15 protein-coding genes are annotated in these 14,479 nt (G+C 65.7%); 9 read left to right on the plus strand and 6 right to left on the minus strand.

The window, feature by feature from the left end; all coding sequences use genetic code 11:
• Positions 1-18: 18 nt before the first annotated feature.
• From ACVMIM_RS31480 to ACVMIM_RS31510, 7 genes are read left to right on the plus strand one after another with little or no spacing between them, the layout of a single operon-like run.
• Positions 19-108: a K(+)-transporting ATPase subunit F gene (locus ACVMIM_RS31480; protein ID WP_476116784.1), complete on the plus strand. Its 90-nt coding sequence runs from the start codon at positions 19-21 to the stop codon at positions 106-108.
• 22 nt (positions 109-130) lie between these two features.
• Positions 131-1,834: a potassium-transporting ATPase subunit KdpA gene (kdpA, locus tag ACVMIM_RS31485; protein ID WP_476116786.1), complete on the plus strand. Its 1,704-nt coding sequence runs from the start codon at positions 131-133 to the stop codon at positions 1,832-1,834.
• A gap of 7 nt (positions 1,835-1,841) precedes the next feature.
• Positions 1,842-2,072, plus strand: a complete 231-nt coding sequence (locus ACVMIM_RS31490) for a hypothetical protein (RefSeq protein WP_040997753.1) — start codon at positions 1,842-1,844, stop codon at positions 2,070-2,072.
• Entirely contained in the window at positions 2,069-4,162 is a 2,094-nt protein-coding gene (gene kdpB, locus ACVMIM_RS31495) for a potassium-transporting ATPase subunit KdpB (protein ID WP_476116788.1), read from the plus strand. The genes ACVMIM_RS31490 and kdpB overlap by 4 nt, the downstream gene beginning before the upstream one ends.
• A gap of 11 nt (positions 4,163-4,173) precedes the next feature.
• Positions 4,174-4,737, plus strand: a complete 564-nt coding sequence (kdpC, locus tag ACVMIM_RS31500) for a potassium-transporting ATPase subunit KdpC (RefSeq protein WP_476116789.1) — start codon at positions 4,174-4,176, stop codon at positions 4,735-4,737.
• A 54-nt stretch (positions 4,738-4,791) separates the two neighbouring features.
• Positions 4,792-7,515, plus strand: a complete 2,724-nt coding sequence (locus tag ACVMIM_RS31505) for a DUF4118 domain-containing protein (protein WP_476117439.1) — start codon at positions 4,792-4,794, stop codon at positions 7,513-7,515.
• Positions 7,512-8,213, plus strand: a complete 702-nt coding sequence (locus ACVMIM_RS31510; RefSeq protein ID WP_476116790.1) for a response regulator transcription factor — start codon at positions 7,512-7,514, stop codon at positions 8,211-8,213. Before ACVMIM_RS31505 ends, ACVMIM_RS31510 begins: the two co-directional genes overlap by 4 nt.
• Positions 8,214-8,260: 47 nt before the next feature.
• Here the strand turns inward: ACVMIM_RS31510 and ACVMIM_RS31515 are convergent, their stop codons facing one another.
• Entirely contained in the window at positions 8,261-8,857 is a 597-nt protein-coding gene (locus ACVMIM_RS31515; protein ID WP_476116791.1) for an invasion associated locus B family protein, read from the minus strand.
• Entirely contained in the window at positions 8,854-9,234 is a 381-nt protein-coding gene (locus ACVMIM_RS31520; RefSeq protein ID WP_476116793.1) for a hypothetical protein, read from the minus strand. Before ACVMIM_RS31520 ends, ACVMIM_RS31515 begins: the two co-directional genes overlap by 4 nt.
• A gap of 50 nt (positions 9,235-9,284) precedes the next feature.
• Here ACVMIM_RS31520 and ACVMIM_RS31525 point away from each other — a divergent pair, with 50 nt between their 5' ends.
• Positions 9,285-9,608 carry a hypothetical protein gene (locus ACVMIM_RS31525; protein WP_476116795.1) on the plus strand — a complete coding sequence of 108 codons (324 nt, stop codon included), beginning with the start codon at positions 9,285-9,287 and terminating at the stop codon, positions 9,606-9,608.
• 245 nt (positions 9,609-9,853) lie between these two features.
• Positions 9,854-10,321, plus strand: coding sequence for an NUDIX hydrolase (locus ACVMIM_RS31530; RefSeq protein WP_476117441.1), 468 nt, complete (start codon positions 9,854-9,856; stop codon positions 10,319-10,321).
• Between the two features lie 7 nt (positions 10,322-10,328).
• On the opposite strand, the gene ACVMIM_RS31535 is transcribed toward ACVMIM_RS31530, so the two are convergent.
• From ACVMIM_RS31535 to ACVMIM_RS31550, 4 genes are read right to left on the minus strand one after another with little or no spacing between them, the layout of a single operon-like run.
• Entirely contained in the window at positions 10,329-11,168 is an 840-nt protein-coding gene (locus tag ACVMIM_RS31535; protein WP_476116796.1) for a citryl-CoA lyase, read from the minus strand.
• Complete coding sequence (locus ACVMIM_RS31540; RefSeq protein ID WP_476116798.1) at positions 11,165-12,349, minus strand: CaiB/BaiF CoA transferase family protein; 1,185 nt, start codon at positions 12,347-12,349, stop codon at positions 11,165-11,167. Before ACVMIM_RS31540 ends, ACVMIM_RS31535 begins: the two co-directional genes overlap by 4 nt.
• A gap of 15 nt (positions 12,350-12,364) precedes the next feature.
• The gene (locus ACVMIM_RS31545; protein ID WP_476116800.1) at positions 12,365-13,888 is read right to left on the minus strand and encodes a tripartite tricarboxylate transporter permease; all 1,524 of its coding nucleotides are present in this window, start codon (positions 13,886-13,888) and stop codon (positions 12,365-12,367) included.
• Positions 13,889-13,892: 4 nt separating this feature from the next.
• Positions 13,893-14,429 (minus strand): tripartite tricarboxylate transporter TctB family protein, encoded by a 537-nt coding sequence (locus ACVMIM_RS31550; RefSeq protein WP_476116801.1) that lies wholly within the window; start codon positions 14,427-14,429, stop codon positions 13,893-13,895.
• Between the last annotated feature and the right edge of the window lie 50 nt (positions 14,430-14,479).

A 14,479-nucleotide genomic window follows, 5' to 3' on the forward strand; every position in this document is an offset into this window, starting at 1 on the left:
GAGCGGAAGAGCCGGACCATGCTTTTCGATTACACGCTCGGCGGCGCCGTGACCTCGTTCCTGCTCGCCTACCTCACCTACGCCCTGATCCGCCCAGAACGCTTCTGATCGGCGCACGGAAGGTCACATCATGACACTCAACGGCTGGATACAGGTCCTCGTTTATTGCGGGATCCTGCTTTTGCTCGTGAAGCCGCTCGGCCTCTATATGCACCGCGTCTTCAGCGGCGACCGCACCTTGCTGTCGCCGGTGCTCGTTCCGATCGAACGCGGGCTCTATCGTCTCGCCGGAACCAGCGACAGGCAAGAACAGCACTGGGCCGTCTACGCGACCGGCATGCTGCTCTTCAACCTCGCCGGCTTCCTGGTCCTCTATGCGCTGCAGCGGCTGCAGGGCGCCCTGCCCTACAACCCCGCCCGCATGGCTGCGGTCGAGCCCGGCCTCGCCTTCAACACCGCAGTCAGTTTCGTCACCAACACCAATTGGCAGAACTACGGCGGCGAAAGCACGATGTCGTACCTCGTGCAGATGGCCGGCCTCACCGTGCAGAACTTCGTCTCGGCCGCCACCGGCATTGCCATCGCCATTGCGCTCATCCGCGGCTTCGCCCGCGCGTCCGGCAAGTCGATCGGCAATTTCTGGGTCGATCTCACCCGCTGCATGCTCTACGTGCTCCTGCCGCTCTGCATCGTGCTGACGCTTGCCTATGTGTGGCTCGGCATCCCGCAGACGCTCGGGCGGTATGTCGTCGCGACCACGCTGGAAGGCGCCAAGCAGACCATCGCGCTCGGCCCGGTCGCCTCGCAGGTCGCCATCAAGATGCTCGGCACCAATGGCGGCGGATTCTTCAACGCCAACGCCGCGCATCCGTTCGAGAATCCGGACGCGATCTCGAACCTGATCCAGATGCTGTCGATCTTTGCGATCGGCGCCGCGCTCACCAACGTCTTCGGCCGCATGGTCGGCAGCGAGCGCCAGGGCTGGGCGATCCTCGCCCCCATGGGCGTGCTGTTCCTGGTCGGCGTCGCCGTCTGCTACTGGGCGGAAGCCACCGGCAACCCGCTGGTCCATGCGCTCGGTATCGACGGCGGCAACATGGAAGGCAAGGAGACGCGCTTCGGTATAGCTGCCTCGGCGCTGTTCGCCGTCATCACCACGGCCGCTTCCTGCGGCGCCGTCAACGCCATGCATGACAGCTTCACCGCGCTCGGCGGCATGATCCCGCTCATCAACATGCAGCTCGGCGAAGTCATCGTCGGCGGCGTCGGCGCCGGCTTCTACGGCATCCTGATGTTCGTCGTCGTCGCCGTCTTCGTCGCCGGCCTGATGGTCGGCCGCACGCCGGAATATCTCGGCAAGAAGATCGAGGCCAGGGAGGTCAAGATGGCGATGCTCGCCATTCTGTGCCTGCCGCTGGCGATGCTCATCTTCACGGCCATCGCCGTGGTCCTGCCGAGCGCCGTGGCCTCGATCGCCAATGGCGGTCCGCACGGCTTCTCGGAAGTGCTCTATGCCTACACCTCGGCCGCCGCGAACAACGGCTCGGCCTTCGGCGGCCTTTCCGGCAACACGCCCTGGTACAACATCACGCTGGGCGTCGGCATGCTGATGGGCCGCTTCCTGGTCATCGTCCCGGCCTTGGCCATTGCCGGCTCGCTGGCCGCCAAGAAGACCGTGCCCGCCTCGGCCGGCACCTTCCCGACCGACGGCACGCTGTTCGTCGGTCTGCTGGTCGGCGTCATCGTCATCGTCGGCGGCCTCACCTTCTTCCCGTCGCTCGCCGTCGGTCCGATCGTCGAGCACCTGGCGATGATCCATGGACAGATCTTCTGAGATGACCATGCCTCGCTTCAACGACATACGTCGCAACGGCCGTCACCGGACCGGTGACGGGGCGCCCGACAACGGAAGGAACGAGAAGCCTCGTCCCTTCCCGACGCTCTCAACCTTTCTCGGCATGGCGGTCGTGCTGTTCGCGCTGTGGCTGCTGGCCACCGGCCTTCCGCACTTGTTCCCGAAGACCGAACACCCGGCGCCGTCCAACATAACCGATACCGGAGTGCAAAAATGAGCCAGTCCAAATCCGCTGTTATCATGGATCCGCACATCCTGGTGCCCGCCATCGGCGGCGCCTTCCGCAAGCTCGATCCGCGCACGCTGGTCAGGAATCCGGTGATGTTCGTCGTCGCGGTCGTCTCGCTGCTCACCACCGTGCTTTTTCTCCGCGACCTGATCGCCGGCGGCGGCGATCGCCGCTTCACGCTGCAGATCATCATCTGGCTGTGGTTCACCGTGCTGTTCGCCAATTTCGCCGAAGCCGTGGCCGAGGGCCGAGGCAAGGCGCAGGCCGATTCGCTGCGCAAAGCGCGCACCGAGACTGAGGCCAAGCTGCTCGTCAACGGCGACCGCCACAAGTTCAAGCTGGTGCCGGGCACCAGCTTGAAGGTCGGCGATGTCGTGCTGGTCGAAGCCGGCGACATCATCCCCTCTGACGGCGAGGTGATCGAAGGCGTGGCCTCGGTCAATGAGGCCGCGATCACCGGAGAATCCGCCCCCGTGATCCGCGAGTCCGGCGGCGACCGTTCGGCCGTCACCGGCGGCACCCAGGTGCTCTCCGACTGGATCCGCGTGCGCATTTCCGCCGCCTCCGGCCAGACCTTCCTCGACCGCATGATCTCGCTGGTCGAGGGCGCTGAGCGCCAGAAGACGCCGAACGAGATCGCGCTCAACATCCTGCTCGTCGGCATGACGCTGATCTTCGTGCTGGCGATCGCGACCATCCCGAGCTTCGCCTCCTATTCGGGCGGCTATATCCCGGTGACGATCCTCGTCGCTCTCTTCGTGACGCTGATCCCGACCACGATCGGTGCGCTGTTGTCGGCCATCGGCATTGCCGGCATGGACCGCCTGGTGCGTTTCAACGTGTTGGCCATGTCGGGCCGTGCCGTCGAGGCCGCCGGCGACGTCGACACGCTGCTTCTCGACAAGACCGGCACCATCACGCTCGGCAACCGCCAGGCGACCGAGTTCCGTCCGGTCAAGGGCGTCACCGAGCAGGAGCTGGCCGACGCCGCCCAGCTCGCCTCGCTGGCCGACGAGACGCCGGAAGGCCGCTCGATCGTCGTGCTGGCCAAGGAGAAATACGGCATACGCGCCCGCGACATGGCAACGCTGCACGCCACCTTCGTGCCCTTCACCGCGCAGACCCGCATGAGCGGCGTCGATATCGACGGCTCGTCGGTGCGCAAGGGCGCCGTCGACGCGGTGCTCAATCACGTCAACCAGGTGACCGTCGCACCCCACGGCACGCGCCCGACAAGCGACACCATCCGCGATCTCCAGGCCGTTGCCGACGAGATCGCCAAGGCCGGCGGCACGCCGCTGGCTGTCGAACGCGACGGCCGCCTGCTCGGCGTCGTCCACCTCAAGGACATCGTCAAGGGCGGCATCCGCGAGCGCTTCGCCGAGCTGCGCAAGATGGGCATCCGCACGGTGATGATCACCGGCGACAACCCACTTACCGCCGCGGCCATCGCCGCGGAGGCCGGCGTCGACGATTTCCTCGCCCAGGCCACACCGGAGAACAAGCTGTCGCTGATCCGCGAGGAGCAGGCGAAGGGCAAGCTGGTCGCCATGTGCGGCGACGGCACCAACGACGCGCCGGCGCTCGCCCAGGCCGATGTCGGCGTCGCCATGAACACCGGCACGGTCGCCGCGCGCGAGGCCGGCAACATGATCGACCTCGACAGCGACCCGACCAAGCTGATCGAGATCGTCGAGATCGGTAAGGCGCTGTTGATGACGCGCGGCTCGCTGACGACCTTCTCGATCGCCAACGACGTGGCCAAGTATTTCGCCATCATCCCGGCGATGTTCGCCGTCTTCTATGTGGCGCCCGGCCAGTCCGCCGGTCCGCTGCAGGCGCTCAACATCATGCATCTGGCGACGCCGCAGAGCGCCATCCTGTCGGCGATCATCTTCAACGCGCTGATCATCATCGCGCTGATCCCGCTGTCGCTGAAAGGCGTGAAATACCGCGCCATCGGCGCCGGCTCGCTGCTCACCCGCAACCTGCTGGTCTACGGCCTCGGCGGCATCATCGTGCCGTTCGTCGGCATCAAGGCGATCGACCTGATCGTCACGGCCCTCGGCCTCGCATAAGGATTGATCCGATGCTCAAGCAACTCAGACCCGCCTTTGTCATGATCGTCTTCTTCACGGTGCTGACCGGTCTGATCTATCCGATCGCCATGACCGGCATCGCCCAGGCGCTGTTCCCGAACCAGGCCAATGGCAGTCTGATCGTCAGGGAGGGCAAGGTGATCGGTTCCAGCCTGATCGGCCAGGCTTTCGCCGGCGACCGCTATTTCCACGGCCGGCCGTCAGCCGCCGGCAATGGCTACGACGCGACCTCCTCCGGCGGCTCGAACCTCGGCCCGACCAACCCGAAGCTGCTCGACCACATCAAGGGCGACGCCGAGAAGCTGAAGGCCGAAAACCCCAATGCACCGGTGCCGATGAACCTCGTCACCACCTCCGGCAGCGGGCTCGATCCCGACATCAGCCCCGACGCCGCCTATTTCCAGGTGCCACGCGTCGCCAAGGCACGCGGCATGGACGAGGCCAAGGTGAAGGGGTTGGTCGACAGCCATGTCGAGGACCGCGAGCTTGGCGTCCTCGGCGAGCCGGTAGTCAACGTTCTGGCGCTGAATCTGGCGCTGGACGAGCTGAAGTAATCCGCTCCGCGCCAGGGATCGACACGATCCCCGGCGCAATTCATGATTGGACTGATGCCGGACGACAGGATCGACCCCGAGAACCGCCCCTCTCCCGACGCGCTCCTCGAACATGCCGGGCGCGAGGGCCGCGGCCGCCTGCGCATATTCCTCGGCGCCGCGCCCGGTGTCGGCAAGACCTATGAGATGCTGATGGCGGGCCGCGCTCGCCGCGCCGACGGCATCGATGTCGTGATCGGCGTCGTCGAGACGCATGGCCGCAAGGAAACCCAGGCCCTGGTCGACGGCTATGAGGTGATCCCGCGCCGTCTGGTCGATTATCGCGGCCAGACCTTGGACGAGATGGACATCGACGCCATCTTGAAACGGCGCCCCGCTCTCGTCCTGGTCGACGAGCTCGCCCACACCAACGCGCCCGGCAGCCGGCATCCCAAGCGCTATCTCGATGTGCAGGAGATCCTGGCGCAAGGCATCGACGTCTACACCACGCTCAACATCCAGCATGTCGAAAGCCTGAACGACGTCGTCGCCCAGATCACCCGCGTCAGGGTGCGCGAGACGGTTCCCGATTCCATCATCGACGAGGCCGACGACATCGAGGTCATCGACCTCACGCCCGACGACCTGATCAAACGGCTGCAGGACGGCAAGGTTTATTTCCCCAACACCGCGCAGCGCGCCATCGACAACTATTTCTCGCCGGGCAATCTGACGGCCCTGCGCGAACTGGCGCTGCGCCGCACCGCCCAGCGCGTCGACGAGCAGCTGCTCAACCACATGCAGTCGCACGCCATTCCAGGGCCGTGGGCGGCCGGCGAGCGGGTTCTCGTCTGCGTCGACTCGCAGCCTGGCGGGGCGGCCCGCATCCGCTATGCGCGCCGGCTCGCCGACAGGCTGCGCGCGCCCTGGACGGCGCTGCATGTCGACACGCCGCGCCTTGCGGGCCTCTCCGAGGAGGACAAGGACCGTCTGGCCAGGAACCTGCGTCTCGCCGAACAGCTCGGCGCCGAGATCGCCACCATTCCCGGCCAGAACGTCGCTCAGGAGATCGTGCGCCATGCGACAGCGAACAACTTCACCCATATCGTCATCGGCAGGCCGACCCGCTCGCGCTGGCGCGAGCTGATCGAGGGCTCGCTCACCTACGACCTGATCCGCAACGCCGGCGACATCAGCGTCCATGTCATTTCGGGCGCCGAGCGCGATGTCGATGCCCCCTCGGCGCGGGTCAAGGCCGCGCCCGAGCAGAAGCCTTTCCAGATTTGGCCCTATCTGTTCTCGACCGCCTATGTCGCCGGCGCACTGGCCGTCAGCTCGATCCTCGACCAGTTCCTCGACGTCCGCAATCTCGCCAGCGTGCTGCTTCTGGCGGTGCTGACCGCAGCCGTGAGCTTCGGGCTCTGGCCGGCGCTCTATGCCTGTTTTCTCTCCGCGCTCGCCTTCAACTTCTTCTTCCTCGAACCGCGCTACACGCTGACGATCAGGGATCCGGAAAGCGTCGTTGCCTTCACGGTCTTCCTCGTCGTCGCCATCATCGCCAGCAACCTGACGGCGCGCGTGCAGCGCCAGGCGGTCGCCGCGCGTTCGCGGGCGCGTGCCACCGAGGACATCTATTCCTTCTCCAAGAAGCTTGCCGGCGCCGGCACGCTCGACGATGTTCTATGGGCCACCGCTTTCCAGATCGCCTCGATGCTGAAGGTCCGCGTCGTGCTGCTTTTGCCGGAAAACGGCACCATCACCGTCAAGGCCGGCTATCCGCCGGACGACACGCTGGACGAGGCCGATATCGCGGCCGCGCGCTGGGCCTGGGAGCACAACCGCGCCGCCGGCCGCGGCGCCGACACGCTGCCCGGCGCAAAACGCCTCTATCTGCCCCTGCGCACTGGACGGACCGCGATCGGCGTCGTCGGCCTCGACAATGACAAGCAAGGGCCGCTGCTGACGCCCGAGCAGCAGCGCTTGCTGGATGCGCTCGCCGATCAAGCCGCGGTGGCCATCGAGCGTGTCCAGCTCGTCGCCGACGTCGACCGCGCCAGGCTTGCGGCTGAAGCCGACCGGCTGCGCTCGGCGCTGCTGACCTCCATCTCGCATGACCTGAAGACGCCGCTCGCCGCGATCATGGGCGCGGCCGGCACGCTGAAGGAATTCGCGCCGGCGCTGCCGGAAAAGGATCGCGCCGAGCTTCTGTCGACGGTCGTCAGCGAGTCCGAGCGGCTGAACCGCTTCATCGCCAACCTGCTCGACATGACCAGGATCGAGTCGGGCGCGATGGAGCCGAATTACGCGCTCCATTATGTCGGCGATGTCGTCGGCTCGGCGCTGAACCGGGCGCAGAAGATCACCGCCGAGCACAGAATAGAGACCGACATTCCGGCCGACCTGCCCATGTTGCGGCTCGACCCGGTTCTGTTCGAGCAGGCTCTGTTCAACCTCCTCGACAATGCCTCCAAATACGCCTTGCCCGGCTCTGCCATCCGGCTCCAGGCCTGGGTGGACAACGCCGCCGTCATCCTGCAGGTGATGGATGAGGGACCGGGCATCCCGCCGGACGACCTGGAGCGGATATTCGACACCTTCTACCGCGTGCGCAAACGCGACCAGGTGCGCGCCGGCACCGGCCTCGGCCTGTCGATCAGCCGCGGCTTCATCGAAGCGATGGGAGGCACGATCGCGGCGGCCAACCGCACCGACTGTCCGGGCGCGATCTTCACGATCCGCATGCCGGTGCCGGCTGACTTGCCGGCGCTCGGCGCACCCCTTACGGACGATGCGGCATGACAAATCAGACCGTCTCCATTTTGGTCGTCGACGACGAGCCGCCGATCCGCAAATTGCTGCGCGTCGGCTTGGGCAGCCAGGGCTATGCGGTCTCCGAGGCGCCGAGTGCCAAGGCGGCGCTCGAAGTCATCCAGGCCGCACGTCCCGACCTCATCCTGCTCGATCTCGGCCTGCCCGGCATGACCGGCCTGGAACTGCTCGGCAAGTGGCGAAGCGACGGCCTCGATATTCCGGTCGTCATCCTGTCCAGCCGCACCGACGAGGCCGGCATCGTCCAGGCGCTCGAGCTCGGCGCCGACGACTACGTGACCAAGCCTTTCGGCATGAACGAGCTGGTCGCCCGCATCGGCGTGGCGCTGCGCCACAAGTTCCAGCGGCAGGGCGAAAAGCCGGTGTTCCACACTGGCGACCTCTCCGTCGACCTGGTGAAGCGCATCGTCAAGGTCGAGGGCAAGGAGGTGAAACTGTCGCCCAAGGAATACGACATCCTGCGCATCCTCGTGCAATATGCCGGCAAGGTGCTGACGCACCAGTTCCTGATGAAGCAGATCTGGAACGACTCGACCGACGTCCAGTATCTCAGGGTCTATGTCCGCCAGCTGCGGCAGAAGATCGAGAAGGCCCCGGATCAGCCCCGCTACATCATCACCGAGACGGGCGTGGGCTATCGTCTGCGCGAGGCGGACATAAACGAATGAAGGCGACCGGCTTCGCCGATCGCCCGGCGTGAAACCTTGCCGTCCGCTCAGTCCGCCAACAGGTCCGCCGTCCGCGCCAGCGCGCTGCCGAAGCCGTTGAGTGAGATGGTGAAGGAGATCGGCTGCATGGTATCGGCCGCCGTGGCGTTGATCTTAAGCGTGGTGCCGTTCTGCAGGAGCGGCGTTGTGTCGGCGTCGAACGTCACCGGCACCAGGCAACCCACCGCCTGGCAGGTGTTGAATTGCAGCGTGCCGTCCAGCTTCTTGTCATCGATCTCGAGCGAGATGCCGTTGGCCAGGGCAAGCCCGAAGGGCAGCGCCAGCGTGCCCGTAGAGTCCTGGCCGGTCTTGGTCGTCAATTCGATCGCCAGCAGCCGCTGGCCGCTCTGCTTGTTGAACTGCTGATGCGACAGGCTGCAGACCTTGTTGGCGCCGGTGACCTGGCAGTTGACCGTCCAGTCGCCATGCGTTTCCGACAGCGCCGAAGCACCGCCCGGCAGCTGCGGCTTGGCCGCCGCCCCGCCGGGCTGGGCCGCGGGCGCCGCCTTGTCGCTCTTGTTTTGCGCTGCAAATCCGGCCGCCGGCACACCGGCAATGCAGGCGATTGCCAGCATCGCCGCGATAGACGCGTACTTCGTCCTCATGACATCCCTTCTTGGCCGCCGTCCCGCGTCAGCTGGAAGCTGACCTTGAGAGACGCGCTGACCGCGTTCTGCTTTGCCGTTTCCACGAAAGCGCCGTTGTATCTGATCGCCAATCCGACGCCGTTGACGCCATTGAGCTCCAGCCCGGCGCCGACCTGATAGAGCGGCGAATCGATCGCTTCCGTCAAGTGCAATGCCGGGTTGCGGGACAGATTCTCGGCAGCGGCGAAACATCCCTCGATCTCCCACTGCTTGGTGGAGAACTCTCGCCTTTCCGCAGATGCGGAACTGGCGACCTCGCCGACTGGGATATCGGCCCGACCTCCAGCGCCGGCGTCACGGCATAGCCGATCGCGCGGCTTCCCTGAGCGCATCATGGTTCGCAGTCACCCATGGCGTTATCGGCCACCCGCACTATATGAGATGCATGGTTTTTCGTTTGGGAGCCGCGCGGATGTTTCGTCCCACCTTGGCTGTTCTTGCCGGCGCCGTGCTGGCGACCTCGGTTTCCTTGATTGCGCCGTCTTATGCGCAAATCGTCATCCCGACGAACCGCAATGCATTGGTGCAGCAGAATGAGCTGCAGCAGCTGCAGAACCGGTTGCAGCGGCAGCAATACCAGCAGCAGCAGCAAATCTACCGCGAGCTCGACCGGCCGACCCCGCCCACGAGCCAACCCGATGTGCCGGTATATGACAAGAGATGCAGGATGGAAGCGGTCGGCAACACGATCTCCAGGATTTGCCGCTGACATTTTGTTTTTTTCAGTTTATTAGCCGACTACTTGCTCACAAAATGCGGATTGCAAGGGCGGTGGTTTTGGAGCAATTCCAGGAAAAGTGTGACACGGTTTCCGTCAGGAATTGCATCAAGGCAGGGAATAGAGCGGTTCGCCGTTTCCAACCGAAACGGTGAGACGCTCCAGGGTTTGCAGGAGAACAGGCTTTGCCGCGCGGAGAGCGTGCGGCGAGACGCTCGCTCTCACCGGAATTTGGGATGGCAACGACCAAAAAGAAAGCAGTTCGCAAAGCCAGGAAAGGCCAACGGATCCGCCAGGTGGCGGCCATTCCGTATCGGTTGCGGGAGGACGGCAGTCTTGAAGTGCTGCTGGTCACCTCACGCACCACGCGGCGCTTCATCGTGCCGAAGGGCTGGCCGATGAAGGGCAAGAGCGGGCGCAAGGCGGCAACGATCGAAGCCCAGGAGGAAGCGGGCGTTCTGGGCAAGGCGCTGAAGCAGCCTGCCGGGACCTATTCCTATTGGAAACGCATGACCGACGGCTTCATCCGCGTCGATGTGGCGGTCTACCTGCTGCAGGTCACCGAGGAGCTTGCCGACTGGCAGGAAGCCGCGAACCGGCAGCGCGCGTGGCTGCCCGCGGCAGACGCCGCATTGCTCATCGACGAGCCGGAGCTTTCGACCCTGCTGAGGGATTTGACCATTACGCCGGGGGACCCGGTGTGACAGCCATCTATTCGGTGTCGTCCGGGAGCGGCCGTACCGGCGTGCCGGTATAGGCCCATAGCCACTCCCTGGGCAGCGGCCCCTTGTTGCGATCGCTTTGCTGCGACTGTTCCCAGGCATGCGCCAGAATGCCGACCGACCTTGACAGCACGAACAGGCCGCGCGTCAGCGCCGGGGGGAAGCCGAGCTCGCCATAGATGACGGCGGTGGCGCCGTCGATGTTGAGCGGGATCGTTTTGCCCTTGCGTGCGGCGACTTCCGCCTCGATCGCACCGGCAATATCGGCGAAACGCCCGCCGATCACGCCGCGCGCGGCGAATTCCCGCGTCAGCTCGATCAAGCGCGGCGCGCGCGGATCGATCGGATGGAAGCGATGGCCGAACCCTGGCACGTAGCCTTTACCTTCGGCGAAAAAATGATCTAGCCGCGCCTTCACCGCCTCGACCAGGGAAACGCCGCCATCCATCGTCGCGGCGATATCGCCATAGAAGGACAGCGCCTGTTCGCCGGCGCCGCCATGCACGTCGCCCAGTACGTTGACGGCCGAGGCCATGGCGTTGTTGATGCCGATGCCGCAGGTAGCGGCCATGCGGGCGATCGCGATCGACGGCGCCTGCGGGCCATGGTCGACTGCCGCGCCCAACGCAATGCCGAGCAGCGCCGACTGCTCCTCGCTCGGCAACTCGCCGCGCAGCATCAGCCAGATCATCGCCGGGAAGTTGGCGCGGCCGATCAGGTCCTGGATCTCGTAGCCGCGCAGCCGGATGACGCCCGGCCGCATCTCGATGATGGAGGTCTGCCACCATTCCTCCGCGCGCTCGCGGCCGGTCTTTTTCTCCCCACTCATGCCCGCGCTCTCGACCTATCGCGCTCGGGCAAGGCGGCGAACACCTCGTCCATATGCTCGCCGAGGCGCGGCGGCGGCCCGGCAGGTAGCGGCGCGGCGCCGTCGACCATGAAGCCGCCGCGCACCACCGTCAGCGGGCGATCCATGCCGGATACCCCTTCGAAGGAGGTTGCCATGGCGCGCTCCGTGACCTGAGGCTCCTCGAGCACCTGCGGGATCGTCAGCACCCGTCCCGCCGGCACGCCGGCCCGGTTGAGTTTTTCTTCCCAGATCGCGGCGGACGCGCCCGCAAGCGCATCTTCGATCAGCACCTTCAGCGCGGCGCGGTTCCGCTTGCGCGTCTCGCGCTCGGCGAAGCGCGGATCGGAGGCGAGTCCCGGCCGTCCGATAAGCCCGCATAGAGTGACGAACTGCTCCTGTTTGTTGGCGGCGATGTTGAGCAGCCCCTCGCCGGTGCGGAATGCACCGGAGGGCGCCGCCGTCACATTCTCATTGCCCATCGGCCGCGGCTCGACGCCGGCAGTCAGATAGTTCGACACCGGCCAGCCCAGCGCCGACAGCGTGCATTCGAGCATCGAGACGTCGAGGAAGGCCCCCTCGCCTGTCGTCTTCTGCTTGACGAGAGCCGCGGCGACGGCGAAGGCCCCAACGAGCCCGCCGAGCGTGTCGGCAACTGGATAGCCGACGCGAAGCGGCGCGGTTTCCGGCGTGCCGGTGATGCTCATTATCCCCGACAGGCCCTGGATGATCTGGTCATAGGCCGGATTGCCGCGCATCGGCCCGGTCTGGCCGAAGCCGGATATCGCGCAATAGACAAGGCTGGGCCGAATCTCCCTCAGCTTTTTATGACCGAGCCCCAGGCGGTCCATGACGCCCGGCCGGAAATTCTCGACCAGCGCGTCGGCCGTGGCGACCAGATCGAGAAAACGCTCGCGGCCGTCAGGGTTCTTCAGGTCGAGCACCACCGATCGTTTGCCGGCGTTCTGCGCCAGGAACGAAGCCCCCATGCCGGCCCGGTTGAGCTCCGGCGAGGCGCCGAGCTGACGCGCCAGATCGCCGCCCGGCGGCGCCTCGACCTTGATGACGTCGGCGCCGAGCAACGCCAGCTGATAGGCGCAGTAAGGGCCGGCCAGCACATTGGTGAGGTCGAGGACGCGGATGCCGGAAAGCAGGTCTGTCATGATGCTCCAAATGACTCAGGCATCGCCCGGCACATGCTCTGGTCCGCGCCTGCGGCGCTGCTGGATCCAGGCCCAGATATGCGGCCCGACCAGCCCGAGGAAGGCGAGCGCCAGCAATGTCAGCGACAGAGGGTGCCGGTAGAACACCGTCCAGTCGCCATTGGCGATCGTCATCGCCCGGCGGAACTGCGTTTCGGCGAGCGGTCCGAGGATCATGCCGATGATCACCGGCGCGGTCGGGAAATCGAAGCGCCGCATCAGGAAGCCGGCGGCTCCCAGAAGGTAAAGGATGACGAGGTCGATCGGCGACTGCGAGATGCCGTAGGTGCCCACGGTGGCGAACACCAGGATGCCGGCATAGAGCTGCGGCGCCGGGATTTTCAGCAGGCGCACCCAAAGGCCGATCAGCGGCAGGTTGAGGACGACAAGGATGATGTTGGCGATGAACAGGCTGGCGATCAGGCCCCAGACGAGGTTGGCCTGCGTCGTCAGCAGCAGCGGCCCGGGATTGATGCCGTAGCTCTGGAAGGCCGAGAGCATGATCGCGGCGGTCGCCGATGTCGGCAGGCCCAGAGTAAGCATGGGGACGAGCACGCCGGCCGCGGACGCGTTGTTGGCGGCTTCCGGCCCGGCAACGCCTTCGATGGCGCCGACCGTGCCGAACTCCTCCTTGTGTTTCGACAGCTTCTTCTCGATGGCATAGGACAGGAAAGTCGGGATCTCGGCGCCGCCGGCCGGCAAGGCACCGATCGGGAAGCCGATCGCGGCGCCCCTGAGCCACGGCTTCCAGGAACGCGCCCATTCGGCGGCCGTCATGTAGAGTGAGCCCTTGAGCGGCACGATCTCGTCCTTGCCGGCATAACGGCGCGAGGCCATGTAGAGCGTTTCCCCGACCGCGAAGAGGCCGACCGCGACGATGATGACGTCGACGCCGTCGAGCAATTCGGCCGCGCCGAAGGTAAAACGCGGCTGCCCGGTCTGCAGGTCGACGCCGATCATGCCGATGACGAAGCCGGCAAACAGGCTGGTAAGCCCCCGAACCGAAGACGAACCCAGCACCGCCGAAACGGTGATGAAGGCCAGCACCATCAGCGAGAAATACTCGGCCGGCCCGAACTTTATCGCGTATTTGACCACGGTCGGCGCCAGGAAGGCGACGCCCATCGTGCCAAGCGTGCCGGCCACGAACGAGCCGATCGCCGAGGTGGCGAGCGCAGCGCCGCCGCGCCCCGAACGCGCCATGCGGTTGCCCTCGAGCGCGGTCACGATAGTCGCACTTTCGCCGGGCGTATTGAGCAGGATCGACGTCGTCGAGCCGCCATACATCGCGCCGTAATAGATGCCGGCAAACAAAATGAACGAAGCCTCGGGCGCCACCTGATAGGTGATCGGCAAAAGCAGCGCAATGGTGAGCGCCGGCCCGAGGCCAGGCAGCACGCCGATCGCCGTTCCAAGCGTGGTGCCGACCAGGCACCACAACAGATTGGTCGGCGTGAAGGCGACCGCAAAACCATGCGCGAGATGACCGAGCGTGTCCACTGCCTCAGCCCCCCTTGCCGCTGAAGGCGGCGCCGAGCAGCGCGTTGAGCTGGTTCTCGATCAAGCCGGCGCCGATATTGACGCCGAGCGCCTTGGCGAAGCCGAAATAGGCGGCAAACGCCAGCACAAGGCCGAGCAGCGCGTCGCGCAGCGGGTGCCGACTGCCAAAACCGAAGCAGACCAGCACGAACATGATCACCGAGGCGGCGGTGAAGCCGAGCGGCTGGATGAGGAGGAGATTGGCGACCAGGCCCGCCGCCACGAAGCCCATCGCCTTCCAGTCGGTTGGCGTTTCCTTTTCTTCCTGAGGCTGCCAGCCGCCGCGAATAGCGGCAAGTATGAGCAGCAGCGAAAGCACGATCATCCCGGCCATGGTGATGTACGGGAAAACTGTCGGGCCGACCTTGGAGTAGAGCGGCGACACCGGAATCGCCAGCGTCTGCCAGGCGACGGCGCCGGCGCAGATCAGCAGCCCGATGCCGATCAGCAGTTCGGGTAAGGCAAGACGCGGGGCTGACGCCTGCTGCTCGCTGGTGCTCATGATATCCTCCCCGAATGGCGGGCTCGCGGCCGCCGGCTTCGCCGCAGGCT

It is taken from the genome of Mesorhizobium sp. USDA 4413 (genome assembly GCF_056280365.1).

Coding starts and splice junctions, on each gene's coding strand:
- ACVMIM_RS31480 (WP_476116784.1), top strand. CDS start 19: ATGCTTTTCGATTACACGCTCGGCGGCGCCGTGACCTCGTTCCTGCTC.
- kdpA (WP_476116786.1), top strand. CDS start 131: ATGACACTCAACGGCTGGATACAGGTCCTCGTTTATTGCGGGATCCTG.
- ACVMIM_RS31490 (WP_040997753.1), top strand. CDS start 1,842: ATGCCTCGCTTCAACGACATACGTCGCAACGGCCGTCACCGGACCGGT.
- kdpB (WP_476116788.1), top strand. CDS start 2,069: ATGAGCCAGTCCAAATCCGCTGTTATCATGGATCCGCACATCCTGGTG.
- kdpC (WP_476116789.1), top strand. CDS start 4,174: ATGCTCAAGCAACTCAGACCCGCCTTTGTCATGATCGTCTTCTTCACG.
- ACVMIM_RS31505 (WP_476117439.1), top strand. CDS start 4,792: ATGCCGGACGACAGGATCGACCCCGAGAACCGCCCCTCTCCCGACGCG.
- ACVMIM_RS31510 (WP_476116790.1), top strand. CDS start 7,512: ATGACAAATCAGACCGTCTCCATTTTGGTCGTCGACGACGAGCCGCCG.
- ACVMIM_RS31515 (WP_476116791.1), bottom strand. CDS start 8,857: ATGAGGACGAAGTACGCGTCTATCGCGGCGATGCTGGCAATCGCCTGC.
- ACVMIM_RS31520 (WP_476116793.1), bottom strand. CDS start 9,234: ATGATGCGCTCAGGGAAGCCGCGCGATCGGCTATGCCGTGACGCCGGC.
- ACVMIM_RS31525 (WP_476116795.1), top strand. CDS start 9,285: ATGGTTTTTCGTTTGGGAGCCGCGCGGATGTTTCGTCCCACCTTGGCT.
- ACVMIM_RS31530 (WP_476117441.1), top strand. CDS start 9,854: ATGGCAACGACCAAAAAGAAAGCAGTTCGCAAAGCCAGGAAAGGCCAA.
- ACVMIM_RS31535 (WP_476116796.1), bottom strand. CDS start 11,168: ATGAGTGGGGAGAAAAAGACCGGCCGCGAGCGCGCGGAGGAATGGTGG.
- ACVMIM_RS31540 (WP_476116798.1), bottom strand. CDS start 12,349: ATGACAGACCTGCTTTCCGGCATCCGCGTCCTCGACCTCACCAATGTG.
- ACVMIM_RS31550 (WP_476116801.1), bottom strand. CDS start 14,429: ATGAGCACCAGCGAGCAGCAGGCGTCAGCCCCGCGTCTTGCCTTACCC.